This window comes from Paenibacillus sp. CF384, from assembly GCF_900106745.1.
Lineage (GTDB): Bacteria > Bacillota > Bacilli > Paenibacillales > Paenibacillaceae > Paenibacillus_Z.
This window is the reverse complement of record NZ_FNNV01000016.1, coordinates 107,555-133,602: the sequence shown is the minus strand read 5'-3', so window position 1 is coordinate 133,602 and position 26,048 is coordinate 107,555. Positions and strand designations below refer to the sequence as shown.

Here is a 26,048-nt window from a genome sequence, read left to right as displayed (position 1 = left end):
ACAACAAGAAAAAAGGTCCCGGTGCATCTTTTCAGATACAACTTGGACCTTTCTTCTTCTAGAAACATCGGACTTTTTGTAAGTGGCGAGCATTGCTCATTGAGGATTTTGGCGACTTACAGCCCCTGCCGTGTGGTTAGATTGGTTAGTTTTTTGGCTGAGAGTCCGATTTCTGTACTCTCAGCGTGAATGCGATAGGTTTTTCGAGCTGAGAGTTCGTTTTTCCGACTCTCAGCTTCAGCTGAAGGCTTAGATGGGTTAGTTTGTGATCTGAGAGTTCGTTTTCGTCACTCTCGGTATGAATGCGATGGTTTTTTGGAGGTGAGAGTTCGTTTTTCCGACTCTCACCTCATGCCTCGTGGCATATTGGTTAGTCTGTGCGCCGAGAGTCGGTTTCCGGAACTGTCCGCGTCCCTTCGGCTTGCTTTGCACCTTCTTAATTCTGTACCGGCAATACACCCGGCAGCTCCGCCTGGCCGAGCAGCACGTTCATGCCGGCTTTAATATTCGGCTCTTGTTTCCCATAGAGCGCCATACCTGACTTCACGTCCCGCAAGTAAAGCAGCTCGTAAGGATTGCCTAGCGAGACGAGCGAATACCGTTTGCCTAGCTTATTCACTTCATCAATAACCGTTTGATAATCCGACCACCCGAACTGACTGGCTACGTTGCGGAACTGGTAGGAGGCGAGCACAACGTAATTTGCATCTTTCAACTTCCGCAGTGCTTCCGCTGTCTTTCCTGGCCCGATGATCACAATCTCAATACTCAGCTGCTGTGAAGCGCCGGCCTCTCGCAATTGTTTCGCCAATTGCTTCCCAATCTCATCGTCGGCGGCAGCGATGACAACGCGATCTCCTTGTCCGATTCGATCCGGATACTTCCCATCACGACCGGTCAGCAGCGTAACCGCGTGCTCCGCGATCTCTTGCTCGACCTTGCGATGCGGTGTAGCACCAATAATCGCCGGCAATGCAGCCAGCTTGGAAGAAAGGCGTTCATCCCTTTCGCCGAACAAGCCATACTTCGCTTTCAGCTGTAGGATTCGTTTAACCGAGGCATGGATCGCCTCTGTGGAGAGCGTTCCATTATGGACGGCCTCTACCAGCGCTTGATGCGCAATCGCCGAATCCTTCGGCATCAGAATAATATCAATGCCTGCGGATACCGCACGCACGACAGCCTGTTCCTCGCCAAAATGCTCCGCGATCCCGTTCATCGTAAACGCATCGGATATGATAACACCCTTGAAGTCGAGCTCATCCCGCAACAATCCGGTCAGTACCTTCTTCGATAAGGTTGCCGGCACAGGTACGCTGCTGCCATCCTTGCGAGAGGTAACATGCTCATTATCTACGGCCGGGAACGCGATATGCGCACTCATGATCATGTCCACGCCTGCCTCAATGGCAGCGCGGAACGGCTTCAACTCCACCGCGTCCAATCGCGCGCGGTCATGCGTCAGCACAGGCAGTCCCAGATGGGAATCGACCGTCGTGTCCCCATGCCCCGGAAAATGCTTAACCGCCGGGATAACGCCTGACGATTGCAGCCCCTTGATCTCTGCCAGCCCCAATCGTGTGACTAAATCCGGGTCCGAGGAGAAAGAGCGCATCCCGATAATGGGATTGTCCGGATTGCTGTTAATATCGAGCACCGGTGCAAAATCAAGCTGCATACCGAGCGCCTTTAGCTCCTCGCCCGTGAGCTTCCCCGCGGCTTCGGCCAGCGAAGTATCTCGCGCGGCGCCTAGCGCCATCTGCCCGGGCAGATTCGTACCGCCGGGAATGCGCTTAATAACGCCGCCTTCTTGGTCGATGCCAAGAAACAGCGGAATATCCCCTGCTTCTGCTTGCAGCCCATGCGTGAGTGTCGTAACTTGCTCGGCATTCGCGATATTTTTCTCAAACAGAATGAAGCCGCCAAGATCCTGATCGTGAATCGTTGCCTTGATGCCCTCGTTCAATGTCCTTGTGGGCTGCCCTTTCCACTCCCGGATATCCGGCATAAGCATTTGCCCTACCTGCTCGCTAACGGTCATATAGGACATGAGCTTATCCCAGTCCTGCGCCTGAATGGCATTCGCTCTCTCGAACCGGATCACTCTTGTCATAAACACCGCAAACTCCGCGCGCGTGACAGATTTATCCGGTCGATAGGCGCCGTCCGCATACCCGCCGATCAGCCCATTCGAGCTCATAACCCCAATAGGTGCAGCAGCCCAGTGCGTTGCCGTGTCAGACAGACTCACCGCGCGCTCCCCGGATTGAAGGGCGTAGGCGCGAGTAAGAAAAGCGGCTGTTTCCGCACGGCTAACCGGAGCATCCGGATGGAACGAACCATCAGGGAAACCACCGGCTAATCCCATCCGGGCGGCCACTGAAATTTCTTTATAGAAAGGATGACTCCGCGGTACATCCGTATACGTCTGGTCACTGTCAGCCAACTGCTGCGGATACAGCTCTCGCACCATGAAGGTAACCGCCTGTGCACGAGTAACCGCCCCTTCAGGCTTAAAAATCCCATTGCCGTAACCGGCTACCGTTCCCCTCTTCGCCATGTATGTAATGCTGTCTGCCGCCCACTGCGCTCCTTTTAAATCCATAAATTGATCTCCCGTTGCCCCTGCGGCTGTCCCTGCCCAGACCATACAAGCAATTCCCGCAGCCGCCGCACCTAGCCCGGCCGGTTTCCATTTCATCATCTGTTACACACCTCTGTATCTATTTGCTAGATGTATAGACGCAGAGGAAGGTGTTTTGTTACTTGGAAGCAATTTACAAATTTATAGGCCATGATGCTGACATTGAAGTCATTTCACGGCCTACTTTTGCCAGCAGCAACCAGCGAGAGCGCATTGTTAGAGCAGGAAAACAAGGAGTATCCAAACGAGATGGTATATGGCGAGCAGAGCGTAGACGAGGGTCACGATGAGAATCCATTTCTTGATAAAAGATTTTTCAGATACATTTTGTATCAAAAAGAACAGAAGTAGCGGCAGCATAATCTTATATGCGTAGAAGACGATCGGATCGGTCTCGTACAAATAAGCAGCGAACGGGTTTGCTTCACTGATCGCGCGCATTCGAATGCCCATATCTGTCGCAAATGCATCAAAAAATGATAAAAGAACCAACCATGTCAACGTGCTTTTACCCGGACGCAAGCTCCAGACAGCAACTTTCGCTCGAGCAGGCATCGTATCACCTCCTTCTTTTTAGATACAAATTGTATCACATTCTACCAAATAAATACACACCCTTACATCCAGCAAAAAGAGCAGCAGCAACACCGTCGCCCTGCTCTTCTATGCTTCTCAATCTCTCGATGCCTCATACAGCTTCTGCGCCAGAAGTGCGGGCTGCGTTCTGAAGTAGGTCATATGATCGCCATGCGATCGAATCAGCCGGAACACGCCAAGTCGGCTCGACATATGCGGATGCCAGCCGTAACCCTCTCCCTGCGGCAGCAAATTATCTTCCGTAAGATAGAGATAGCTTCGCGGGATGTTCAAACTGTAGAACTTCTTCAAGTCCAGCTTCTCAAAGGCAGGCTTAGCCGGCTCCGACTTCGCTTCGCTGTACAGCTGCTGCGCGAGCTTCAGATCCGCCAAATTCGTAAACAGCTCGCGGAAGATCGGGAACGGCAGCACGAGCGCATCATCCGGTGAGGATTGTCTAAGCTGCTCGAACATTTGCTGAACAGGTGGCGGAAACTGATCCACTACGGATTGCCCATCACCCAGCACGAAACCATCCATAAAGACAAGCCGTTTGATGCGGTCCGGAACCTGCTCCGCCGTCTTCTGGATGACCGATCCGCCGAAGCTGTGCCCGACCAATATGATATCGCGCAAATTATTCTTGATAATGAAATCCACTACCGCTTGCGTAATCATGGCATGCGTCACATTCTTGTTTGGATCGCTCCCATGGCCGGGGTACTCCGGGGTATATACGCGATGCCCCATTCTGCGCAGCATGACGGCAACCCCATTCCAGAAGCTGGCATCCGCCCATGAACCGTGGACGAGGACGAAGGTAAGCGGCTGCTCGCGCTCCTTTGCTCTTTGCTCCATCGCATACTGCCAACCGGGAACCCACTCACTCACGCTATTCCTTATATCGAGATACATGATTGTTATTCCTTTCGCACATAGCATTGGTTTATAGCCTAGTCTATGTCCGAAGCGGCTTCGGGGTGCTTTAGCTGGCGGTACTTCCATTCGATATATGTACATTCAACCGACTTAGAAATTCAGCTATAGTGAAAGAACAATCATCCATTCCAACAATTGGGGGAACTATCCGATGGAAACAAGATCAAGTTGTTCGATTATCGTTCAGGCCGACGAAGGCCGTTTGCAAGGCGTTGCAGTTGCACAGGAGACACCCGGTTACAGCGGAGCCGGTTACGTGAATGGCACGGAGAATGAAGGAGACTGGCTGGAGGTTGATGTACAGATTCAGGAGGAAGGCTTCTATGAGCTTAGTGTCCGTTATGCCGTACCGGACGGCTATCGCTCCAATGCGCTCCTCATCGATGGCAATTGCTACGGCTATGTAAGATCTCGTCCGACCGAAGGGTTTGTAACGGAGCGTCAGTGCAGCGTTTATCTAGAGGCCGGCACACATAGGCTTGCCATGCTTAAAGCCTGGGACAACGGCGTGGAAGTCGACTGCTTCCTGTTATCTGCAGTGGACACGCCCGAGCTCAGCCGTGCGCCGCGCAAATTAATTAACCCTAAGGCAACGGCGGAAACCGTGTCGCTGTGGAACTACTTGAACAGCCAGTTTGGCAGCAGCCTCTTTACGGGTCAGCATACCGCTTCCGGGTTTACACCTGTAAAGGAATTCATTTATATCGAGCGCGTGACCGGCAAACAGCCTGCCATTCGGGGATTTGATCTGATCAGCTATACGCATGCTACCGAAACAGCGGATCCAACCCCGCATAAGCTGCTCGAAATCGCAGAGAACAAAGGCTCCATCGAATCCGCTATCGAGTGGACAACCGTTCATAATGGAATCGTAACCTTGACCTGGCACTGGTATGCGCCAACCGGCGGAACGGACAAAACCTTCTACACGAAGAATACCGACTTTAATCTTCCGCTCGCTCTGCAGCCCGATTCGCAGGAACATCAGCTGCTGCTGGCTGATATCGATGCCGTTGCGGCGCAATTGAAGAAGCTGCAGGATGCCAATGTCCCTGTGCTCTGGCGGCCTTTGCACGAAGCAGACGGCGCTTGGTTCTGGTGGGGCGCATTCGGTGCCGAACCGTGCAAGCAGCTATGGCGATTGCTGTACGACCGACTGACGAATCTGCATCAGCTCCATAACTTGATTTGGGTTTGGAATTCTCATGTGGAGGAGTGGTATCCGGGAGAAGGCGAAACCGACATCGACAGCTGCGACATCTACGCGCCGTCTGCCAATTACGGTCCGCTGCGCAAGCCGTTCGAGCAAGTGGATGCGCTGGCCGGCGGCAAGAAACTCATCGCGCTCGGTGAGAACGGATCGATTCCCGATCCGGATCAGCTCATCGCGAGCCGCACGCCTTGGCTGTGGTATATGACATGGGGCGAAGGCTTCGTCCTCGACGGCAAGTCGACGACAGACGAGCAGCTGAAGAAGGTCTATCATCATCCGAACTGCATCACGCTTGACCGACTCCCGAACTGGAGAGGTGTCAGCCAAGGTTAAGGCATAAGTGCTAAATGAACCCCTAATCGCTATCGCTGCGTTTGGGGGTTTCGTTGTGAGTTGGCCGCTCGTTGGGGCTGTCCTCTTGGCAGCCCGATGCCCAGCCATCCCGTCCCCCGCTACTAGAAGTGCTGCCATTTGTGCAACATCTCCGGATAAAACGAGTGTATGCGGATAATACGCGGCATGAAATAAGAGTACGCACGGTGGAGGCGCTAGCTGAAAGCGGATATACCGCTTTCAGTGTTCAATCGTGGTCGCTACCGACGCGATAGCGGATATGCCGCTATCAGTGTGCCGTAATCGCCGAAAATGGAGTAAATTCGTATGTTTTGGAAGCCGAAAGCGGATATTCCGCTTTCAGTGTTCAATCGTGGTCGATAGAGGACACGATAGCGGATATTCCGCTCTCAGTGTTCACCTCGCCCAATGCGAACCCTGCTTGGAAGCTGAGAGTGCGAAAATCCAACTCTCAGCACCAAAACCACCTCGAAAAAAAGACTGAGAGTCGCGAAATCCGACTCTCAGTCCAAAAACTAACCAATCCAAACCCTCCCGAGAGCTGAGAGTGCGAAAATCCAACTCTCAGCACCAAAACCACCTCGAAAAAAGACTGAGAGTCGCGGAATCCGACTCTCAGTCCCCAAACTAACCAATCCAGACCCTCCCGAGATGCTGAGAGTGCGAAAATCCAACTCTCAGCGCCAAAACCACCTCAAAAATAGACTGAGAGTCGCGAAATCCGACTCTCAGTCCACAAACTAACCAATCCAAACCCTCCCGAGAGCTGAGAGTGCGAAAATCCAACTCTCAGCGCCAAAACCACCTCGAAAAAAGACTGAGAGTCGCGAAATCCGACTCTCAGTCCACAAACTAACCAATCCAGAGATGCTGAGAGTCGCGAAATCCGACTCTTAGTCCCCAAACTAACCAATCCAGACCTTCCCGAGATTCTGAGAGTGCGAAAATCCGACTCTCAGCCTTCAACCGCCAAAGGTGGCTCCGAGACCACTCGGAGTTTTTTTGCATTCAAGGCCTCCATACTGTCACAAAGTAAGTGTTTCAATTGTCTACCTAGCAGGAACCACACAATAGAATCCACGGGAGGAATCGATATGAACTTACGAATGAACGCATCCAAAGCCAACCCAACAGCTTACCAAGCGATGCAACGACTTGATGGTACGGCAAAAGAGTTAATTGCAGACAAGGTGATCTATGAGCTCATCAAAATCCGGGCTTCCCAAATCAACGGCTGCGCGTTCTGCGTGGATATGCACACAACCGATTTGCGGAAGATGGGTGAAAGCGAGCGTCGGCTAAACCTGATCGTCGTTTGGCGTGAATCTCCTCAATTTACGGAGAAGGAACGCGCTGTACTCGCATTGACCGAAGCGGTTACGCTGATCTCCGAAGGCGGCGTGCCGCAGAGCATCTACGACGAAGCCCGCAAACACTTCGACGAAAGCGAGTTTGTTGCCCTGCTGCTCGCCATCAATGCGATCAACGGCTGGAACCGGATCGCGATTGCTACAGGCATGTATCCGGACTGTTTTGTCGCGAAATAAGTCAACGTATCTGACAAGCCACCCCGCAGCGGGTGGCTTTCTTTCATGCTCTTATCTTGATAAAATGCATCTAGAATCGGAGGGTGATGCGCCTTGACGTCGATCGATCACACGTTGGAAGTGGAACAGTTATACCGCGAGCACAAGACGCTGCTTACCTCCATTGCTTATCGCATGCTCGGCTCGATGAGCGAGGCCGAGGATGCCGTTCAAGATGTGTTCGTCACGATAAGCAAGCTGGGCAAGATCGACATGACTCACCCGAGAGCCTACCTGGTCAAAATGGTCACCAACCGCGTGCTCAATGTGATGAAAGCAGCGCCGCGCAATCGCGAGAGCTATACCGGCCACTGGCTGCCGGAGCCTGTCATCGAGCTTGGCACTTCGGCCGCGGATACGCCGCTTGCCCGCGTCATTCAGCACGAGCAGCTTGGCTATGCCATGCTCGTGCTCCTGCAGATCTGCACGCCTCAGGAGCGCGCCGTCTTCGTGCTGCGTGAATCGTTCGGCTACGAATATGCCGACATCGCGTCCATGCTGGATAAGTCCGAGGCCGCCTGCCGCAAAATCTTCAGCCGTGCCTCCGCGAAGATCGGACACTTATCGCGCACGGGCAATGAACGGACCATGGACTCGTCAGTCGAACGATTCGTTCAGTCGTTCACGCAAGCCATTCATACCGGCCGATTAGAGGGCTTCATTCATCTGCTGACCGAAGATGCGGTCATGATCAGCGACGGCGGCGGTATTGTCCGTGCCGCTATCCATCCTATTCTGGGTCGCAGCCGGATCAAAGCTTTCTTCGAGGGGATTGCGGGCAAAGGCTCCCTAATTGGGCAGCTCCACCATGTATCGATAAGTGGCCAGCAGGGACTGCTTCTGCAGCGGGAGAATAGACCTCCGTTTGCCCTCGTGTTCGAACCGAGTGAGGATTTCACCGCCATTAGAGCCGTTTATATGGTCTCTAACCCCGAGAAGCTTACGCGCATTAACGGGCTGGATCAGAAACAGAGCTGCTGAGGTCACGCCTCGGCAGCTCGAATTGGTTCCTATGGGATGCGGCTCTCGCTTAATGCCTGCACCGCTTTCTCGATACGCCGCTGCCTGGTTTCGGCCGTCTTCGCACCGTCAATGGAAAGTACAATTCTACGCTTGTTACTGTAAGACAATCCGTCGAAGAATATGCGGGATGCCGGTGCATCACCGAGCGCAGCAACGAAATCCTCAGGCACTTCAAGCTCTCGCGGCTCGGTATCCAGTTCAAGCTCGACTTCAATTTCTTCCCCCGCTGCAACGCCGGCGCCTTGGCGGTTCTCCGCGCTGAGCGGGAGCATGAAGCGTCCGCCCATTGTAGCAACCGTACTGCGATACACATAAGTGCCAATCTTCACCTTAACAGCCGGCTTCTTGCTTGTCCCAAGTGACGCCACTACTTCACCCGGCACCTCAAGTCCGGTTGCGGTCTTGCCGCCAAGCTCGACGACCGTTCGAAATTTCATACTCTACGCCTCCTCTTACCATCCACTACTCTACGGCCGCCTGCCGCTCCATCCTAGCAAACTGCAATATCGCGACTGCAGCCCGTTCCCGCCGCTCGACATCCTCACTTCGCATCGCGGCTTTCAGTATATCGAGCGCTTCCTGAACGGTTACCTCGTCGACCAGCCTCGTCCCGGCCGGCGCCTGTCCCGCGAGCAGCCGTTCAAGCTGCTCCTTGCTAACCGCTCGCCCGAACATGCCAAGCTTCCCTTCCTGCTCCAGAAAAGCAAGCAGCTCCGGCTGCAGTTCCTCGCCATGCAGGCTCCGCAGCCAAGTCACACCTCGCCGGTGCCCGCTCTGATCAGCCTCGTTGTCGAAGTCATCGAGATAGTAATAATCGCCGAGATCGCCCAGATACATGCGATCGCTATCCCCTACGATGATATAGTCGCCGTCCTGCATCACTTGCGCGAAAGCGTAATGCGCTTCGACTTCGCTTACCAGCTCTGACCCATCAAGCCCAGCGCCTTCAACTAACGCCGCTGCCAGCTCTGCCTCAGTTAATCCGCTCATGTCTCCGATGCCCGGTCTGCCGCAGCTTATATAATGATTTTCAACAAATTCAGCTAATCCGTTCTTGCCTTCCGACTCCACCCGCATCCGAAACAACTGCATGTCGGCATCGCCCCTTTACACCATTATCCAGTTGCTTTACCATTCATACTATAACGCCCTTTAGCACGGTTTGCCATTCATTCGCATCATATCGATTAGGAGGCAATGAGCATGACAGCAGCCATGAAGGAAGAGTTCGATCGGCAAGGCTATTTCATTCTAAAGCAGCTTTATTCGCAAGAAGAGGTGCAAGCCTTAAAGGCGGAAGCAGCCGAGATTCTAGCAAGGCATGATGTTGATAGAAGCGGCGTTTTTCTCGGATTAACGTCCGAAAGCGAATTGTTTAAGGAGGCCGCGCAATCACCTGCGCTTACTCGCGCATTGAAAGCGATTATCGGCGATTACGTCCTGTTCATGAACGACAAGGTCGTCTTCAAGAATGCGAGCACGGACTTCGGTTCACCTTGGCACCAAGACTACTCCTACTGGCACGGCAGTCACAAATTCTCCGTTTGGATTGCGCTTGACGATGCGACCCCAGCCAACGGCTGTCTGAGAGTCCTTCCCGGCTCCCATCGTTCGACAATCAGCCATGATGGTGACGCGGCGGATAACAACGGATTCGTTCATCGCTTAAATGAGGATCAGATCGACGCTTCGCAGGTTGTCGATTTCACAGCCACCAAAGGAGACGCCATCGTCTTCCACGATTTATTGCTGCATGCCTCTTATTCCAACACGTCCGGCGCAGACCGCTGGGCGCTTATCTCCACCTACAAGGACGGAACCCAGCCGGATCCCGAATATCCTTGGGCCAAAGCTGCTTTCGCGCTAAAGTAACGCTCTTCGAAGCCGCAGCCGCTGCGGCTTCGGCTCATTCATTAGTACCTCTTCTTATAATCAACCAAATTGCGCAGATCGGCAGCATGCCCGGACGAATACAGCTCCAAATTCGACAGGAACAGCTTCACGAGCCGCTCCCCGTTGCGAACGGTCAACCCCCCGGCATTATGCGGCGTGAGAATCACGTTCGGCATTGCCCACAGTGGATGATCCGCAGGCAGCGGCTCTTGCTCGAACACATCAAGTCCCGCACCGGCGATAATGCCTTTATCGAGCGCCTCAACGAGATCCTCCGTTCGCACGGTCGCCCCTCGCCCCACGTTAATAAAATAAGCCGTACGCTTCATCACAGCGAATCGTTCCGCATGAAACAGATGCTGCGTCTCACCCGTAAGCGGCAAAATATTAACGACATAATCCGCTTCCCGCAGTGCATCATCAAGACGCGACGTCTCGTAAACGACATCCGCTTCCGGCATCTGGCCGCCCGATCGGCGAACGGCAATGACGCGCATATCGAACGCGCGAGCGATCCGCGCCACCTCGCGGCCGATTTCGCCTGCGCCGACAATCGCTACGGTGCCCCCGTTCATCTCCGCAAGCGTATCGGGGCTTTCCCACAGGCCGGTCCGCTGATTGCGAACAGCCGCGGCAATGCCGCGCGACAGTCCCAGCATCATGGCGACTGCCGTCTCGGACACCGATCTGGCGTGTACGCCGCTGGCATCCGTCAGCAAGATGCCGCGTTCCTCCAGCCGATCCAGCGGCAAGCTGTCGATCCCCGACGACCAGCTCTGCACCCAGCGCAGCTTCGAGCCCTCCTGCAGCGCAATCTCCGTCACCCTCTTATCCCATCCCAGAATAATCTCCGCATCGCGAAAATCTTGATCGCCCGCCACAGACTTCCCGCCGAAAACAATCGTCGCATCCGGTGCCCCCTGCCGCACTGCCGCTCGCTGCTCCGAAGTAAGCTCTTGTAAACAAAGTATCGTTGTCATAGGTAAAATGCCTCCTTGTTTGTTGTCCTTTTGCTGCATTGTCTGCATTGTCCGCATTAGCTCACAAACTCATGAATATGCTGGTTTCTCCAGAAATCCGAGAACCGCCCTTTCGCTTGCAGCAGTTCCTTAGGCGAACCCATTTCCTGTACGCGTCCATTCTCCAGAAAAATCACGTAATCGACATCGCGAATCGTCGATAACCGATGGGCAATAATGATCTTGGTACTGGCTCCCGCCCACTTCGGCAAATCACTCTGGAACATCGCTTCTGTCTCCACATCAAGCGCGGAGGTAGGCTCGTCCAGAATGGTGACCGTCGCCCTTCTAAGAACAGCTCTTGCTATACCAATGCGCTGCCTCTGCCCATGGGATAGCTTAATGCCGCGCTCCCCAACCACCGTATCCAGCCCTTCCGGAAGCTCCCGAATAAACGCCGCTTGTGACAGTTCCGCAGCTCTGAGGATGTCCGCCTCCGTCGCATTCGCGAACCCGATCGCAATATTTTCCCGAATCGTGCCATCGAACAAATACACGTCTTGGGTAACCGCGGCCAGCTGCCCCCGCAGCGATGCGATCGTAAACCCCTCGATCGGACGCTCATCCAGTCGAATCGAGCCTCCGCTCGGCTCATAGAACCGGTAGAGCAGTTTAATCAACGTGCTCTTCCCGCTGCCGCTTGGGCCGACCAGCGCTACGGATTTGCCAGCCGGAATCTCGAAGCTGACGTTATGAAGGACCGGACGATCCGCTTCATAAGAGAAGGAGACATTATCGAAGCGAATGGAGCAAGGCTTGGCCGGAAGTACGTTTCCTCGATCCTTCACCTCAGGCGCCATCTCCATGACGGTAAGCAGATTCTCCGCTCCGGCCGACACTCTCTGCAGCGAGCTTATGATGGCGGTTATGCTGACGAAAGGCTCGCTAACCTTATCAAGCAGCGTGAGAAAGGCAATGATCGCACCAGCGCCAATATCCCCATTTACCATCAGAACAGCGCCAACGGTAATACCTAGTAAATACCCGATTTTCTCCGGAATGAGCCTAATAAACTCGCGAAACGCCTCCATTTTCTCAGGCGGAAACCCAGAGCCGGATACCCTCCTTGCACACCTTCTCGAACCTCGCGAATACCGACTGCTCTAATTGATTCATTTTGACTTCCCGAATGCCCGAGAGCGTCTCATCCATATGGAAGAACACTTCGCCCCCGTTGGCCTGTTGTTCTGCAATAAGATCCTTGAATCTCCCTCGCATCACCAGATTGCTGAGCAGCTGAAACGGACCTACAAGAACTGCGATGGCTCCGAGCAGAGGGTTAACCGTAAACAAATAGATGCCGACAGCGATGAAGGATACAGGCAGCGAAATCAGTCGCAGCATATCAAACACGATAAAATGCTTGAACACTTCCAGCTCATTAAAGAGAATATTCTGCGTGTGAGCGCTGTGGGTGCGTTCATGATACTTCAGCGATAGATTGGTTAGCTGCTGCAGTATGATCTGCCTCATTCTGAACACAATATTGGTGTTTACGACTTGATTGCAAATTCTAGCTCCCAGCGAGAAGAACAAGCCTAGCATGACCATCACGGCTATGCCGATGATTAATCGGACAAGCTCTGCATGAGTCAGTTCCGTGCCGCCGTCGAAGATCCTTCTGCTCAGCTCCGCGAGCAGGAGCGCAGCCCCCGTGCCGCCAAGCTGCAGCACCAGAACGGCTAGATATAAATATTTGTAGCGCTTACAAAGCTCTAAAAATTGCCGGAATCCTTGTCTGCGAATCAGGCCCGTAACGCTCCTGGTCGATGTGCTCAATCCATTACCTCCGTCTCTAGCTACTACTTTCTTGAGCATTTTCAAAAGAAATAGTTTACATTCCATGTAATATCTTTATACTTAATAAAGATCATCCATACATGCAGAATACCCCATATTAGGAGGAATTTGAAGTGAGTAAAACAATCAAAATCGGCATTGTAGGCTACGGAAACCTCGGCAGAGGCGTTGAGAAAGCAATCGTTCAAAATCCCGATATGGAACTTACTGCGATCTTCACGCGCAGACAGCCTGAGCAAATGACCGGCGGAGAAGGCGTCCGCTTCGAACATATTTCGGCAGCTGAGCAATACAAAGGCATTATCGATGTTATGATTCTCTGCGGTGGTTCAGCTACCGATCTTCCGGAGCAAACGCCTGTTATTGCAAGCATGTTCAACACGGTAGACAGCTTCGATACCCATGCTAAGATTCCTGAGTTCTACGAAACGGTCAACGCTGCCTCGCAGCAAGCCGGTACACTCAGCATTATTTCGACAGGCTGGGATCCGGGTCTGTTCTCCCTCAACCGCCTTCTTGCAGAAGCGATTCTGCCGGTTGGTAAAGACTTCACGTTCTGGGGCAAAGGCGTAAGCCAAGGTCACTCCGATGCGATCCGCCGCGTACCAGGTGTCAAAGCAGGCGTTCAATATACCGTGCCTGTTCAAGAAGTCATCGATCAAATCCGCTCGGGTGAAACTCCGGAGCTGGCGACTCGCGACAAACATTTGCGCGAATGCTACGTTGTTGCCGAAGAAGGCGCGGATAAAGAAGAAATTACACAAACCATCGTAAACATGCCGAACTATTTCTCGGATTACAACACGACGGTGACGTTCATTAGCGAAGAGCAGCTGCAAGCTGAGCACCAAGGCATGCCGCATGGCGGATTCGTCATTCGCAGTGGAATTACCGGCACTGGCACGAAACAAATTATCGAGTTCGGCCTGACGCTCGAGAGCAATCCCGAGTTTACGGCAAGCGTGCTTGTGGCTTGCGCGAGAGCGGGCTATCGTTTAAGCCAAGAGGGCAGCAAAGGCGCGAAGACGATCTTCGACCTTCCAATCGGCTACCTCTCCCCGAAATCAGCAGAACAGCTTCGCCGCGAGCTGCTCTAATCTCTAAGCTCTAGGGTCTGACAGCTCCTATAAACCGCCTCTTCGATCACATTCGGGGAGGCGGTTTTTTCACGCCCAGCTAGGCCTCTGCATAGGATAATTCATGTTCAAAATGGAGGTTATCAATTATGAGCTCGCAACATAAGTCCGTGCAACAAGAGCTAAAGCCGATCTATCAATGCGACTCCAAAGTTCATCACACGCTGCAATCCGTCAAAGACCATCTTCATCAGCTGTGCGCGAATCACGCACACCGGCTGGTTAAGGTTGAAACGATGGACGGTGATGTGTTCGAAGGACATATCGTCCATTGTGACAGGAGTATCCTCTACATTTGCCTGTCGAATGAAGGCGCCCGTCGCGGTTTCTTCCCAAGCCCTGGTTTCCCACCGCAGCAGCAAACATACAGTAACGTAATCCTGCCTCTGGTTCTGTTTAATCTTCTGGCCATCTCGCTGCTTTAAGCTTGTAGTTTGAATTGGACAGTCAACCACAAAGGAGTGATTAGCATGGCATTTATGCCACCGGTCGGACCTCAGGGTATGCAGCAGCCCCCAAGTTCACCGCCGCCGCAAATGGTTCCTCCCAAACCCCTTACTACTTCAACGCTTGCCGTTGATCCGGGAGCGATCTCCCGCTGTATGTTCCGCCAAACCTATATATGGCCGCGCAGCGGACAGGGCTTCTGGTTCTATCCGGTCTTCCTCGGCCGGACTTCGGTTTCCGGATTTCGTTGGAACGGCTTCTTCTGGATGTACACCGGTTTAGACCTTAACCGAATCGATGCCTTTACTTGTTTCTGAATCGCAAGATCGCTGAGCCCGGAAGCCCTCGCTGCTCGTGTGCGGGAGTTTCCGGGTTTTTCATTGTCATGGAATCTGACAAGCTCGCTGCAAATACAATTTCAAGTGGAGATTGTTACGATGAAAGCAGGGATCTATGTAATGGGGAGCAAGCAAGAGTTTATCGTTGTGGTCGTGCCGATGTCAGAAATCAAGAAGTTCGTCGTCATTGATATTATTGGAGGTACCGTATTGTACTATTTGATCAAGCTGCCCCTCCATTCCTTCTATGCAGCAATGGTGGGAAGCGCGGTTGGTCCGATGCTCATCCGCCGCTCCATGAAAGGCCCGAAGCCTCGTAAAAGATAGGCCTCCAGCATAGATGTCATATGACCTGCCATGACTATATGGCAGGTTTTATCACATTTGGGCTATAAATGTATTTTATCAGTATACAAAGATTTATTAATTGGTATTATGATAACCACGCGTTTACAATGTATAAAAATACAAACTTTCAGCAGAAAAATGCAAATTTGAGCACTTATCATCTAAAGGAGCGTTGGTAAAATTGATAACCGTTATACCTGATCAGCAATTGGCAGCGGCCGAGGAATACGTGCAATCCGTATACGAAACAATTGTTCAACGTAACCACCACGAGCCTGAATTCCACCAAGCGGTGAAGGAAATTCTGGATTCCCTTGTTCCTGTGCTGGCTCAGCATCCGGAGTATCAAGACAATAGTATTCTTGAGCGAATTACAGAGCCTGAACGTGTCGTATCCTTCCGTGTACCTTGGGTAGATGACAAAGGGAATGTGCACGTGAACCGCGGGTTCCGCGTTCAGTTCAACAGCGCACTAGGCCCATACAAGGGTGGCCTGCGGTTCCATCCGTCCGTAAATGCAAGCATCATCAAATTCTTGGGCTTCGAGCAGATCTTCAAGAACAGCCTAACCGGCCAGCCGATCGGCGGCGGCAAAGGCGGATCGGATTTCGATCCGAAAGGCAAATCCGATCGTGAAATCATGCGTTTTACGCAAAGCTTTATGACGGAGCTCTATAAGTATATTGGACCTGAAGTCGATGTTCCTGCAGGCGATATCGGTGTAGGAGCACGGGAAATCGGCTACATGTTCGGACAATACAAACGTATTCGCGGCGGCAACGAGGCAGGCGTTCTAACGGGCAAAGGCATTGTCTACGGCGGAAGCCTCGCGCGTAAGGAAGCGACCGGCTACGGCTGCGTTTATTTCGTGAACGAGATGCTTGCAAGCAAAGGCATGAGCTTCCAGTCCAGTACGGTAGTCGTATCCGGTTCAGGCAACGTCTCCATCTATGCGATTGAGAAAGCACAGCAGCTTGGCGCTAAAGTGGTTGCATGCAGTGACTCCGGCGGGTATATCTACGACCCAGAAGGCATCAACCTTGATACCGTCAAGCAGTTGAAGGAGCTGGATCGCAAACGAATCAGCGAATATGTGAAAATCCATCCACATGCTGCCTACACGCCGGGCTGCGATGGCATTTGGTCCATTCCGTGTGATATCGCGCTTCCATGCGCAACACAGAATGAGATCGATTCGGCGTCCGCACAGCTGTTAGTAGATGGCGGCGTGAAGGCAATTGGCGAAGGGGCTAATATGCCGTCAACGTTGGAAGCCATCGATGTGTTTCTGAATAACGACGTTCTGTTTGGGCCGGCCAAGGCTGCAAATGCGGGCGGAGTCGCTGTATCTGCACTCGAAATGGCGCAGAACAGCATGAGACTGTCGTGGACCTTCGAAGAAGTAGACGCCAAATTGCATAGCATTATGAAAAACATCTATGACAACAGCGTCAAAGCATCGGTAGATTACGGACATGCCGGTAATCTGGTTTATGGTGCGAATATTGCCGGATTCATTAAAGTAGCCGACTCCATGATCGCTCAAGGCGTCGTTTAAGCTTAGCCTAAATACAGAAGGTCCCCAAAGTGGCGTCAACCAACTTTGGGGACCTTTTATTTAACCTTCACCGAGCACGGCTCCGAACTGATTCTTAAACATATTGGCATATACGCCCTGCTTCTCGAGCAGCTCTTCATGGGAGCCCTTCTCCATGATCGCCCCACGGTCGATGACCATGATGGTGTCGGCGTCACGGATGGTATTCAGCCGGTGAGCGATTAAGAAACTGGTGCGGCCATGCAGCACGCCTCGCAGCGCATCTTGGATATGCAGCTCCGTTCGGGTGTCGATGCTGCTAGTCGCCTCGTCGAGGATAAGAATCGGCGGGTCGGCCAGAATGACCCTTGCAATGGCAAGCAGCTGCCGCTGACCTTGACTGAGGTTGCCGCCATTCTCGGCGAGCACCGTATCATAACGCTGAGGAAGCCTTCGGATGAACGAAGCGGCATTGGCCAGCGCAGCCGCCCGCTCCATCTCCTCATCGGTTGCGCTTGGCTTCCCGTACTTGATATTCTCTCGGATCGTTCCGGAGAATAGATAGGTATCCTGCAGCACAATGCCGAACGCCTGCCGAAGACTATTCTTCGTATAATCGCGGATGTCGCGTCCGTCAATTCGGATGGAGCCGTCTGTCACATCGTAGAACCGATTTAATAGGTTCACGATTGTTGTTTTGCCTGCGCCTGTAGGACCGATCAGCGCCGTGCTTGTGCCCTCGGCGGAATCAAAGCTGATCCCCTTCAGAATCGGCACGTCGGCGCGATATCCGAAGGACACATTGTCAAAGACGACATGTCCGCGCGGATTGACGAACGTCTTCGCCCCCGGACGATCGGCCGGCTCCTCTTCTTCGTCGAGCACCTCGAATACCCGCTCCGCCCCCGCTACGCCGGACTGCAGTACGTTGAACAGATTCGCAAGCTCGATGAGCGGCCGCACAAACTGGCGCGAGTAGCTGAGGAAGCTGGCGATAACGCCGACCGTAATATGTCCATTCACCGCCAGCATCCCGCCGACAATGGCTACGGCCGCGAAGCCGACGTTGTTGATGACGTTCATAATCGGCATGAGGAAACCGGAGCGAATCTGCGCTTTAATGCCAATCTCACGCAGCTCTTCATTCACGACCTCGAAGTCATCAATAACCTTGTCTTCGCGGTTAAATGCCTTTACGATCTGAATCCCCGAGATCGTTTCTTCAATATGGCCATTCAGCTTGCCGAGCTTGCTCTGCTGCTGCTTGAACAAAGGCCCTGTTGCACGGGCGATTGTCCGCGTCAGCAGGAATACGGCCGGCACCGTAATCAAGCTCGCCAGCGTCAGCACGGGGCTGAGCACGAGCATCATAACGAGCGCACCTGTTATGGCTACCGATCCCGTCATCACTTGAATCGCCGACTGGGCGATGGTATTGCTCACATTGTCGATATCATTGGACATCCGGCTCATCAGTTCCCCGTGTGTCCGCGTATCGAAGAAGCGGATCGGCAGCTTGTGCAGCTTGGCGAATAAGGAGGTCCGCATGCGCCCAACGATACGCTGGGAAACGCCGGCCATCAGCCACCCCTGCAGGAAGGTCAGGCCACCATCAGCGATGTAAGAAGAGACAAGCGCAATGAGCGCGATCTGAAGCAGTCCGAAGTCGACCGGGCTGCCATCGTTCCCTGTGGACATGGCGTCAATCGCCACGCCAATGAGATACGGGCCAGCCAGTGTAATAAGGGCATCGATCAGTACGATGACGAAGATAATCGCGAGCAGCTTTCGTTCCTTGCCGAAATACGACCACAGCCGGCCCAGCGTCGCCTTCAAATTCTTCGGCTTCACAACCGGTCCCCGGCCCATAAAGCCGCCTCGGCCCGGGACGTTCACGGCAGGCATCGGCGGCGGCGACCCCTGAGCTTGAGCCTGCGATTGCGTTTGCCCCTGCGCCGGAGCACTTCCCTCAGGTCGTTGATTCCGTTCAGACATTGGCACGCGCCTCCTTGCCGGTCTGCGACCGATAGATTTCCTGATAAGCCGAGCAGCTTATCATCAGCTCTTCGTGTCGCCCGGAGCCCACAATCTGCCCGTTATCGAGCACGATAATACGGTCTGCATCCATCACAGAGGACATACGCTGCGCGATCAGGATGCAAGTCAATCCCTGCGCATATTCGCGAAGCGCTTCCTTAATGCGAGATTCCGTCGATGTATCCACGGCGCTCGTGCAGTCGTCCAGAATCAGAATGGACGGCTGGCGAATGAGCGCCCTGGCAATGGAAACCCGCTGCTTCTGACCTCCGGAGAGGTTAACCCCGCCCTGACCTAGCAGCGTATCGTAGCCTTCAGGACAATCCATAATGAAGTCATGCGCCTGCGCCATCCGCGCCGCCAGCTCGACCTCCTCATGGCTGGCATTTTCCTTGCCCCACAGTAGATTCTCCCGGATGGTGCCGGAAAACAGAACGGCTTTCTGCGGCACGATAGCGATTTGCTCCCGAAGCGACTTTAGCTCGATGTTCCGCACATCCTGCCCGTCCACTTCCACCGTACCTGAGGCAGCATCGTAGAATCGCGGAATAAGATTGACGAGCGTGCTTTTGCCCGAGCCTGTCGAACCGATGATCCCAATTGTCTCGCCCGGTTGGCAGTCCAGCGTAATATCGCGAAGCACCGTATCCGAATCGGCATACGAGAACGATACGCCTTTGAACGCAATGCTCCCCTTGCCGCCGAATTGCCCGGAAACCGCCTTCTGCTGCCCCCCATCGCTCACCGTCATCGAATCCTTCTCCGCGAATACCTCGCCGATCCGCTCAGCCGACGCCTTCGCTCTTACGAACATCGTGAACACGCTCGATATCATCAACAGCGAGAACAAAATTTGCGTCATGTAGTTAATAAATGCAATAATATGGCCAACCTGCATGTGGCCTCCGTCGACCCGTACGCCGCCGATCCAAATCACCGCGGTAATCCCGAGATTCACGGTCAGCATAATGCTTGGACTGAAGATCGACATCAGACGCATCGCGCGAGTCGACGCTTCCTGATAGCTGTCGTTGACCATGCCGAACTTGTCCGTCTCGTAATCGACGCGATTAAAGGCTTTGACAACACGTACCCCGGATAAATATTCGCGCGACACGCCATTAACGCGATCGAGCGCACGCTGCACACCTGCAAACAGAGGAAAACCAATACGCATATTGATCACAATGAGCAGCGCCACGAAAGGAATGACAACCGCCAATACAAGCGATAGAGGCGGATTCAATCGAATCGCCATAATGAGACTGCCGATACAAATCAGCGGAGCTTTGACAAAGATACGCATGAGTCCGTTCGTGAAGTTTTGAATCTGGGTCACATCGTTCGTCAGCCTTGTAACCAGAGAAGCCCGATCGAATTTGTCGATGCTGTCAAACGATAACGTCTGAATCCGGCGGAACAAGTCCGACCGCAGACGCGTGCCGAAATTCAAGGATACATGGCTGGAGATAATGTTGCGCATCGTCGCTCCTGCCGCACCAATTGCCGTTATGAGCAGCATGTAGCCGCCGAAACGGAAGACATAATCCAGATTTCGGTTCGCAACACCAACGTCAATAATCCGCGACATCAGCGTCGGCTGCATGAGATCGCATAACGCTTCGAGCATTAGGAATAGAATCGCTGCGGCAAACGGTTTTCCGAATTGGCGAAAATAAGGCTTTAGAAAGCTCAACGTTCAGGACTCCCTCACAGTTTGTCTTCCTTATATTGTAACTACTATTGCCCTGCTATTGGAACCCGGTTAACGAAAACTAATCACGGAGGTACCCTGTATGAAGAAAATAGTAATCATTAGCGCAGCTGTCCTTGTCCTCCTTATTCTTATTCTATTTGGCACGCTTAAATGGATGAACTCGCGCACCTTTCAAGTATTCGGAGGCATAACGAGCCAAGTGGAGACGAGTCAGAAGGTCATCGCAATCACCTTCGACGACGGCCCTACCGGCAATGTCGATCAGCTCCTGCCGCTGCTGGACAAGTACAAAGCCAAAGCCACCTTCTTCCTCATTGGCGGAGAGCTGGAGCAGCATCCGGAGGAAGGCCGCAAGATTGTAGAAGCCGGACATGAAATCGGGAATCACACCTTCTCGCACGACCGAATGGTCTTCAAATCACCTTCCTATATCAAGGACGAAATCGAAAAAACCAATGCGCTAATTCGCCAAACCGGCTACAAGGGAGATATCCTATTTCGTCCGCCTTACGGCAAGAAGCTGCTTGGACTTCCTTATTACTTGCACAAACATCATATGAAGTCAATCACTTGGAACCTTGAACCGGATACGTACTATTCGGCGACTGCCGATAAGGTACGCTATGTGGAAGAGAAGGTGAAGCCGGGAGACATTCTGCTGCTTCATCCCATGTATGACCAGAACGAGATCGCCGCAACCGATGAAATCCTGCAGGCGCTAACGGAGCAAGGGTATGCCTTTGTTACGGTTAGTGAGCTGTTGAAGCTGAAGTAACCCTGACGAGCGAGCGGGATTGCTCCACGCATGCGCACGGGAGGGAAAGTGGGGGTGGTGCACGATTCCAGCACTTCGCATAAGCTGCGGGCGGGTCATTGTTGCATATTGTGCAACATTTCTGAAGCAAAGTTAGCTTCAAACAGGAAAAGTTGCACAAATGGCAACATTCTTCCTAAATATGGCCTCATAGCAGCTAATTCTCTTAGGAATGTTGCATCTTGTGCAGCATTAAGTGAATTAAGGCTATTCGACGGGATGAAATGTTGCATTTTACGCAACATCGGCGCGGTCCCCTTCCCCGACCGGCAGAAAAAGGACCGAGCAGCAGCAGCCGCTCGGTCCTTTCTCTATCTTACACATAACGAATGGCCGTACCATAAGCATTCAATGTCCCAGCCGCCAGACCTGGCGTGAGCAGGATGCCGATAACCGCATCACACTCCGATACTGCCCCGCCGGCGAGGCCAAGCTGCTGCAGCAAATTCACAGGCGAGCTGTTGCTTATCCTGCCGGAGTAGACGGTGCACAGCACTTCATAAGGCTGCGGCAGCGAATGGACGGTGTATACGGGGACGACCCGAGCCGTGTCCGCTGCCGCCGGCTCCGTTGTTTTCGCATTCTTATTGCCGAACATGGATCCATCACCCCGACTGTTGTTTTGCAACTATCATAGCAGATGGCTTCGTGCTCGCATACAGCCTTGGCCCAATTAAGCTTCTTGCCGCAGCTGGAGCCTATTCAATTAGCTGATCCATGTCATGTCTGCCTTCTTCACTTGCCATTCTCCGTCCTTTAATTCCACCACAACTTTCATTCCAATGGCTCCGTCACCCGAACGATACTTGGAACCCTCTACTATAAGCTGCCTCTCCGTAAGCTCTGCCTTATCCACTTTCAACAGGATTCCGTCAAGCGACAGTGTATTCTTATTAAATAACCCTTTGGCCTCTAACTGCTCATAGGTCGCTTCCATCACGTCCACCTTATAGGTTTTGAAATGGTCCAGAATCTGTCCCTTATCTGCCCCATCGAGGTCTTTCAAGTTGCTCATATCAATGGCAATGTATTTCATTCCGCCATTGAGGCCTTCATCAACCGGCATATAAGCGTCGAGAGCCAAGCTGTACAGTTCGCCTAAATCCGGAGCAGCGACTTCAGACTTCTCCCCGCATGCACTCAATAGCAGCATGATCGCGCATAAGGATACCCACATTATTTTTCGGAAAAGCATGCCAGCCTCACATCCATTTCGGCTCTATTGCTATACAAGACGGCGTGAATAGTAAAATTGTTGCCAGGGTAATGATATATAATCCGCCTTAGCAGCATCTATGAGTCGATATTGAATATTCCTTGACAGGAATATTCCTAATAGAGTATATTCAAAGCAGGAAATTTAACTCTGGAGGTATCATAATGACCGATAACCAAGCAGTAAACGCTAACGAAGTAAGCACGAAGGATGGGAAATTAGTCATTTCTCGTACTTTTAACGCACCGCGCGAGCTAGTTTTTAAAGTTTTTACAGAAGCCGAGCATCTGAAGCACTGGTGGGGACCTAAGGGTCTGGATCTTGAAGTGGTACAGCTTGATCTGCGTCCCGGCGGCATATTCCTCTACACCATGAGCACGCCCGATGGACAATCCATGTGGGGCAAATTCGTTTATCAAGAAATCGCGGCACCGGAGAAGCTTTCTTTCTTCAGCTCGTTCTCTAACCCAGAGGGCGGCACGGAACGCCCTCCATTCGCGCCGCAATTTCCGCTGCAAGTGCTGAATATGGTTACTTTTACCGAGAACGAAGGCCAAACGACGATTAAGCTTGAAGGCGGCCCTCACGAAGCAACCGCTGAGGAGAACGCATTCTACAAAGGCATGTTCGAATCCATGCAACAAGGGTTCGGCGGCACCTTCGATAAGCTCGACGACTACTTGGCAAGCTTGTAATCGACAGAAACAGGGCCGTGATTATCACCCGTATGGGCGATTGTCACGGCCTTTGTATGGAATTTGGGGAATAATACTTGCATCAACAGTAAAGAAGGTGCCCTAATAATGAAGAACAACAAGCATTACGCCGTATTCGCCCTGCTCTTCCCCTGCATCATCGCATGGGATTTGTTCATGGATCTCCTCCAAGGGCTTCCTCCGGACCGCATGATCAGAAATTTAATATTCCCGTTCAACATGCTGGATTTGGTCGAGAGAATCATGCTTGCAGCACTCCTCTTCTTCTATATTCGTAAGCCGTTTATGGCTCTTGTACGCAAGCTCATGCCAGGGCCCGGCAACCCGCCTTCGTCAGGAGGAAGCGACGGATCGCCATCTGCGCCGAATTAAGCCAATCAGCATAAGTACGGTTGGAATCGCGTACTGGAGAGGCAGATGAAGGTAATACGGCACGATCTTGAGTCCTTCTTGCAGATGTTCCGTCAAGCTTCCAGCGATCGTAAGCGATGAGAACAGCACAATTAAGCCAATCGGCATAATGAGTGTCTTGTGATCCGCAATCCGAAACAAATCGCCGGCGGCCAAGATCGCGGCAAACATGAAGGTGCCGATTTTGACGAAGCTGGTGATGATAAATAAGAAGAGCACAATCGAATCCATTCGCTGCACAATTTCAGACAACCTTAGTCTGCTCAAGGAAGTAAACAAAGGAAAGGTCGCTCGCGAAGCGATTTCAGTACCCAGCACGGACGTATTCACGTAAGTCGCAATGCAGAGCAGTATCGCGCTGAACACCATCGCGCCGGTACCGATCTTGACCGCTTTATATTTCTTGTTCAGGTAAGGCAGGAACATCGTCATGACAATCATCTCGCCGAATGGAAACGTGATGTTCGTGGGGAACAAGGCTTTCCAGACGGGGGTCCATCCTTCGCCAAGCACCGGGAGCAGCCGCTTGCCATCCGACAAATCCGAGAACATCACCAAGACGATGATGAACAGAAACATGAAACAGCAGATCATGAAGAAAACAAAGGTTGTTCTGCCAAACACCTCGACTCCCAGACGAATCGTATACCCGGTCGCGATCAGCATGACCAACGAAAGCGCGAACAGCGGTGTGACATCATAAGCGGCAGCGGATAACAAATCGGCAAAGTCTCTCACATCGCGCCCGGAAATATAGATGAAATACAGCAGGTACGCGAAGCCCAGTATCCAACCTGGAACAGGGCCGATAATTTGACGGATGTACCCTGTCAGGGGAAGGTCGGGATACAGTCTATACAGCGTGCCGAACACCCCGGCAAACAGGGCAACGCCGCACAGACAGCCGAGCACAATGACAATCCAGGCATCCTGCTTCGCTTCCATCCCCATCTGAATGACGACGGCTGTTCCCAGCTCGAATAAGGTAATCCATGCAAACAAATGCAGCGGCCCAATGTAAACCACCCGGCTCTTCATGCTGCCATTCCTCCCTGTATCAAGGCTTCTCCATTAGCGATTTGCCCCTCATGCCCGATCTCATGATCTGCCCTTGGAAGGTGATGCTCACCTCCGCTTCAGAGAATGCTTCCGCCCAATTGTCTTCTACTTGCTTCCACGCCTTCGGATGACTGCGCTGCAGCACTTCGCCGAAACCAAACACATCGGACTGTACGGCTTGGGCACGTTGAATCGCCGCCATCATGCTTGCTTTGACCAACTCGCCCCATTCTTGCTCCAGCTTGTTCAGCACGGATAATTCCGTAAGCGGAATGCCGCATTTGACCTCGGCTACGTTCCCCTCTGCCTTCACGACGATATGCACCTTCGCATGACCGTCTTTCATCGAAACCTGCGTCTTCGTTTTACTCTTTATGACTTCAAGCGCAATGCCGTCCGCCTGACCTTCACATGACAAATTCATAATCGTACTGTTCATTTGATCGATGATGAACATGTACCCGCGCGATTCTGAGTTCTCCAGCCAGCCCGCGAGCTTCTTGTCACGGAACATGGCAATGCCGGATATTTCAAGGTGATAAGGCAGACGTGTCTGCCCCAGGTTCTGCTGCTGCGTCACGTTCTGCTGATCCCCCAGCAATCGGAGTCCGCTGATGGACGGATCGGCCCCCGGATTGATCAACTTCCGGATCACCTCGTCAATTCCGATATCGGGAGAGCTGGACCAAATTTTCGACGAAAATTCGCTGGCACCCAGAACAGCCTCGGCTTGCAAAGGCGCAAGCGGCGTGATCGTACTTATTAATTTCCCCGGGGGGCTGCCCTTGGCAACAAGCAGCATGGAAGTTAACCGCACCTCATGCGATCGTTCGAAGAAGTCGAAAATCTCTTCGATTCCCGCCTTAGCGAGCCTCTCGCCGAGAACCACAACTTGAATGTGAGAGAAGAACAATTGCCTCGGCACCTGCTTGGATGCCTTGCGTATGCCTTCAAACAAGGTTTTGGATCGCACGCTGTAAATGGAGAACGGCGCACCTCCTCCACCTCCGCTATTGCTCGACTTTGCTAACTGGCCCGGGATGACAACCTGGAAGGTCAGCTCGTATTGATCGGCATCAGCCGCTTTGTCGATCGCCATTGCCGTCACAATCGCAAGCTTGTTCAGCTCTCTGCTGTTCCAGCAGCCGGTTGCGAGCAAGACAGAAGCCAATGAGACAGCAATCAGGACAAGCTTAGCCAATCGTTTTTCGATCTTCATTAGTCT

The 26,048-nt window shown here is 52.7% G+C and carries 27 protein-coding genes; 12 read left to right on the top strand and 15 right to left on the bottom strand.

What is annotated here, in order from left to right:
* Positions 1-436 precede the first annotated feature (436 nt).
* The 3 genes from BLW29_RS23290 to BLW29_RS23280 all read right to left on the bottom strand — a co-directional run bounded on the left by BLW29_RS23290 (position 437) and on the right by BLW29_RS23280 (position 4,111).
* On the bottom strand, positions 437-2,704 hold the full coding sequence (locus BLW29_RS23290; RefSeq protein ID WP_090984082.1) for a glycoside hydrolase family 3 N-terminal domain-containing protein: 2,268 nt from the start codon (positions 2,702-2,704) through the stop codon (positions 437-439).
* Positions 2,705-2,860: 156 nt separating this feature from the next.
* On the bottom strand, positions 2,861-3,199 hold the full coding sequence (locus BLW29_RS23285; protein WP_090984080.1) for a DUF5658 family protein: 339 nt from the start codon (positions 3,197-3,199) through the stop codon (positions 2,861-2,863).
* A 117-nt stretch (positions 3,200-3,316) separates the two neighbouring features.
* Positions 3,317-4,111, bottom strand: coding sequence for an alpha/beta hydrolase (locus BLW29_RS23280; protein ID WP_256208829.1), 795 nt, complete (start codon positions 4,109-4,111; stop codon positions 3,317-3,319).
* A 199-nt stretch (positions 4,112-4,310) separates the two neighbouring features.
* On the opposite strand from BLW29_RS23280, the gene BLW29_RS23275 reads away from it, so the two are divergent.
* From BLW29_RS23275 to BLW29_RS23265, 3 genes are all read left to right on the top strand, one after another.
* Positions 4,311-5,705: a glycosyl hydrolase gene (locus tag BLW29_RS23275; protein WP_090984076.1), complete on the top strand. Its 1,395-nt coding sequence runs from the start codon at positions 4,311-4,313 to the stop codon at positions 5,703-5,705.
* Between the two features lie 1,115 nt (positions 5,706-6,820).
* Complete coding sequence (locus tag BLW29_RS23270) at positions 6,821-7,273, top strand: carboxymuconolactone decarboxylase family protein (protein ID WP_090984074.1); 453 nt, start codon at positions 6,821-6,823, stop codon at positions 7,271-7,273.
* A 93-nt stretch (positions 7,274-7,366) separates the two neighbouring features.
* Entirely contained in the window at positions 7,367-8,293 is a 927-nt protein-coding gene (locus tag BLW29_RS23265) for a sigma-70 family RNA polymerase sigma factor (RefSeq protein ID WP_090984072.1), read from the top strand.
* A gap of 29 nt (positions 8,294-8,322) precedes the next feature.
* On the opposite strand, the gene BLW29_RS23260 is transcribed toward BLW29_RS23265, so the two are convergent.
* Both BLW29_RS23260 and BLW29_RS23255 read right to left on the bottom strand, forming a co-directional pair.
* Entirely contained in the window at positions 8,323-8,772 is a 450-nt protein-coding gene (locus BLW29_RS23260) for a YdeI/OmpD-associated family protein (RefSeq protein ID WP_090984070.1), read from the bottom strand.
* A gap of 25 nt (positions 8,773-8,797) precedes the next feature.
* A complete protein-coding gene (locus BLW29_RS23255; protein WP_090984068.1) occupies positions 8,798-9,427 on the bottom strand; it encodes a hypothetical protein in 630 nt (209 codons plus the stop codon).
* Positions 9,428-9,538: 111 nt separating this feature from the next.
* On the opposite strand from BLW29_RS23255, the gene BLW29_RS23250 reads away from it, so the two are divergent.
* Positions 9,539-10,207, top strand: a complete 669-nt coding sequence (locus BLW29_RS23250) for a phytanoyl-CoA dioxygenase family protein (protein ID WP_177186785.1) — start codon at positions 9,539-9,541, stop codon at positions 10,205-10,207.
* A gap of 41 nt (positions 10,208-10,248) precedes the next feature.
* On the opposite strand, the gene BLW29_RS23245 is transcribed toward BLW29_RS23250, so the two are convergent.
* Genes BLW29_RS23245 through BLW29_RS23235 form a run of 3 tightly spaced genes read right to left on the bottom strand, consistent with a single transcriptional unit; the run spans position 10,249 to position 13,026 of the window.
* Complete coding sequence (locus BLW29_RS23245) at positions 10,249-11,208, bottom strand: D-2-hydroxyacid dehydrogenase (protein WP_090984064.1); 960 nt, start codon at positions 11,206-11,208, stop codon at positions 10,249-10,251.
* 56 nt (positions 11,209-11,264) lie between these two features.
* Entirely contained in the window at positions 11,265-12,278 is a 1,014-nt protein-coding gene (locus BLW29_RS23240) for an ABC transporter ATP-binding protein (RefSeq protein ID WP_090984062.1), read from the bottom strand.
* Between the two features lie 4 nt (positions 12,279-12,282).
* Positions 12,283-13,026: an ABC transporter transmembrane domain-containing protein gene (locus tag BLW29_RS23235; protein WP_177186784.1), complete on the bottom strand. Its 744-nt coding sequence runs from the start codon at positions 13,024-13,026 to the stop codon at positions 12,283-12,285.
* Positions 13,027-13,160: 134 nt separating this feature from the next.
* On the opposite strand from BLW29_RS23235, the gene BLW29_RS23230 reads away from it, so the two are divergent.
* The 5 genes from BLW29_RS23230 (at position 13,161) to gdhA (ending at position 16,874) form a co-directional block, all read left to right on the top strand.
* Positions 13,161-14,144 (top strand): diaminopimelate dehydrogenase, encoded by a 984-nt coding sequence (locus tag BLW29_RS23230; RefSeq protein ID WP_090984058.1) that lies wholly within the window; start codon positions 13,161-13,163, stop codon positions 14,142-14,144.
* A 128-nt stretch (positions 14,145-14,272) separates the two neighbouring features.
* Positions 14,273-14,608: a hypothetical protein gene (locus BLW29_RS23225; RefSeq protein WP_090984056.1), complete on the top strand. Its 336-nt coding sequence runs from the start codon at positions 14,273-14,275 to the stop codon at positions 14,606-14,608.
* A 45-nt stretch (positions 14,609-14,653) separates the two neighbouring features.
* Positions 14,654-14,947: a transporter gene (locus BLW29_RS23220; RefSeq protein ID WP_090984054.1), complete on the top strand. Its 294-nt coding sequence runs from the start codon at positions 14,654-14,656 to the stop codon at positions 14,945-14,947.
* Positions 14,948-15,067: 120 nt separating this feature from the next.
* A complete protein-coding gene (locus BLW29_RS23215; RefSeq protein ID WP_143044452.1) occupies positions 15,068-15,295 on the top strand; it encodes a hypothetical protein in 228 nt (75 codons plus the stop codon).
* A gap of 202 nt (positions 15,296-15,497) precedes the next feature.
* Complete coding sequence (gdhA, locus tag BLW29_RS23210) at positions 15,498-16,874, top strand: NADP-specific glutamate dehydrogenase (protein WP_090984050.1); 1,377 nt, start codon at positions 15,498-15,500, stop codon at positions 16,872-16,874.
* A gap of 60 nt (positions 16,875-16,934) precedes the next feature.
* On the opposite strand, the gene BLW29_RS23205 is transcribed toward gdhA, so the two are convergent.
* Positions 16,935-18,758, bottom strand: a complete 1,824-nt coding sequence (locus BLW29_RS23205) for an ABC transporter ATP-binding protein (RefSeq protein ID WP_090984190.1) — start codon at positions 18,756-18,758, stop codon at positions 16,935-16,937.
* An 82-nt stretch (positions 18,759-18,840) separates the two neighbouring features.
* The gene (locus BLW29_RS23200) at positions 18,841-20,586 is read right to left on the bottom strand and encodes an ABC transporter ATP-binding protein (RefSeq protein WP_090984047.1); all 1,746 of its coding nucleotides are present in this window, start codon (positions 20,584-20,586) and stop codon (positions 18,841-18,843) included.
* Between the two features lie 100 nt (positions 20,587-20,686).
* Here BLW29_RS23200 and BLW29_RS23195 point away from each other — a divergent pair, with 100 nt between their 5' ends.
* Positions 20,687-21,382: a polysaccharide deacetylase family protein gene (locus BLW29_RS23195; RefSeq protein WP_090984045.1), complete on the top strand. Its 696-nt coding sequence runs from the start codon at positions 20,687-20,689 to the stop codon at positions 21,380-21,382.
* 95 nt (positions 21,383-21,477) lie between these two features.
* On the opposite strand, the gene BLW29_RS23190 is transcribed toward BLW29_RS23195, so the two are convergent.
* The 3 genes from BLW29_RS23190 to BLW29_RS23180 all read right to left on the bottom strand — a co-directional run bounded on the left by BLW29_RS23190 (position 21,478) and on the right by BLW29_RS23180 (position 22,616).
* Positions 21,478-21,666 carry a hypothetical protein gene (locus tag BLW29_RS23190; RefSeq protein ID WP_090984043.1) on the bottom strand — a complete coding sequence of 63 codons (189 nt, stop codon included), beginning with the start codon at positions 21,664-21,666 and terminating at the stop codon, positions 21,478-21,480.
* A 71-nt stretch (positions 21,667-21,737) separates the two neighbouring features.
* Positions 21,738-22,019: a hypothetical protein gene (locus BLW29_RS23185; RefSeq protein ID WP_090984041.1), complete on the bottom strand. Its 282-nt coding sequence runs from the start codon at positions 22,017-22,019 to the stop codon at positions 21,738-21,740.
* 108 nt (positions 22,020-22,127) lie between these two features.
* Positions 22,128-22,616, bottom strand: coding sequence for a peptide ABC transporter substrate-binding protein (locus BLW29_RS23180; protein WP_256208827.1), 489 nt, complete (start codon positions 22,614-22,616; stop codon positions 22,128-22,130).
* A gap of 185 nt (positions 22,617-22,801) precedes the next feature.
* On the opposite strand from BLW29_RS23180, the gene BLW29_RS23175 reads away from it, so the two are divergent.
* Positions 22,802-23,332 (top strand): SRPBCC family protein, encoded by a 531-nt coding sequence (locus tag BLW29_RS23175; protein WP_090984036.1) that lies wholly within the window; start codon positions 22,802-22,804, stop codon positions 23,330-23,332.
* A 108-nt stretch (positions 23,333-23,440) separates the two neighbouring features.
* The gene (locus tag BLW29_RS23170; protein ID WP_090984034.1) at positions 23,441-23,725 is read left to right on the top strand and encodes a YczF family membrane protein; all 285 of its coding nucleotides are present in this window, start codon (positions 23,441-23,443) and stop codon (positions 23,723-23,725) included.
* Here BLW29_RS23170 and BLW29_RS23165 read toward each other — a convergent pair.
* Together BLW29_RS23165 and BLW29_RS23160 are read right to left on the bottom strand one after the other, a co-directional pair.
* Positions 23,687-24,802 (bottom strand): GerAB/ArcD/ProY family transporter, encoded by a 1,116-nt coding sequence (locus tag BLW29_RS23165; RefSeq protein ID WP_090984032.1) that lies wholly within the window; start codon positions 24,800-24,802, stop codon positions 23,687-23,689. The two genes, BLW29_RS23170 and BLW29_RS23165, sit on opposite strands and share 39 nt — an antisense overlap.
* A 19-nt stretch (positions 24,803-24,821) precedes the next feature.
* Positions 24,822-26,042 carry a Ger(x)C family spore germination protein gene (locus tag BLW29_RS23160; protein ID WP_090984030.1) on the bottom strand — a complete coding sequence of 407 codons (1,221 nt, stop codon included), beginning with the start codon at positions 26,040-26,042 and terminating at the stop codon, positions 24,822-24,824.
* Between the last annotated feature and the right edge of the window lie 6 nt (positions 26,043-26,048).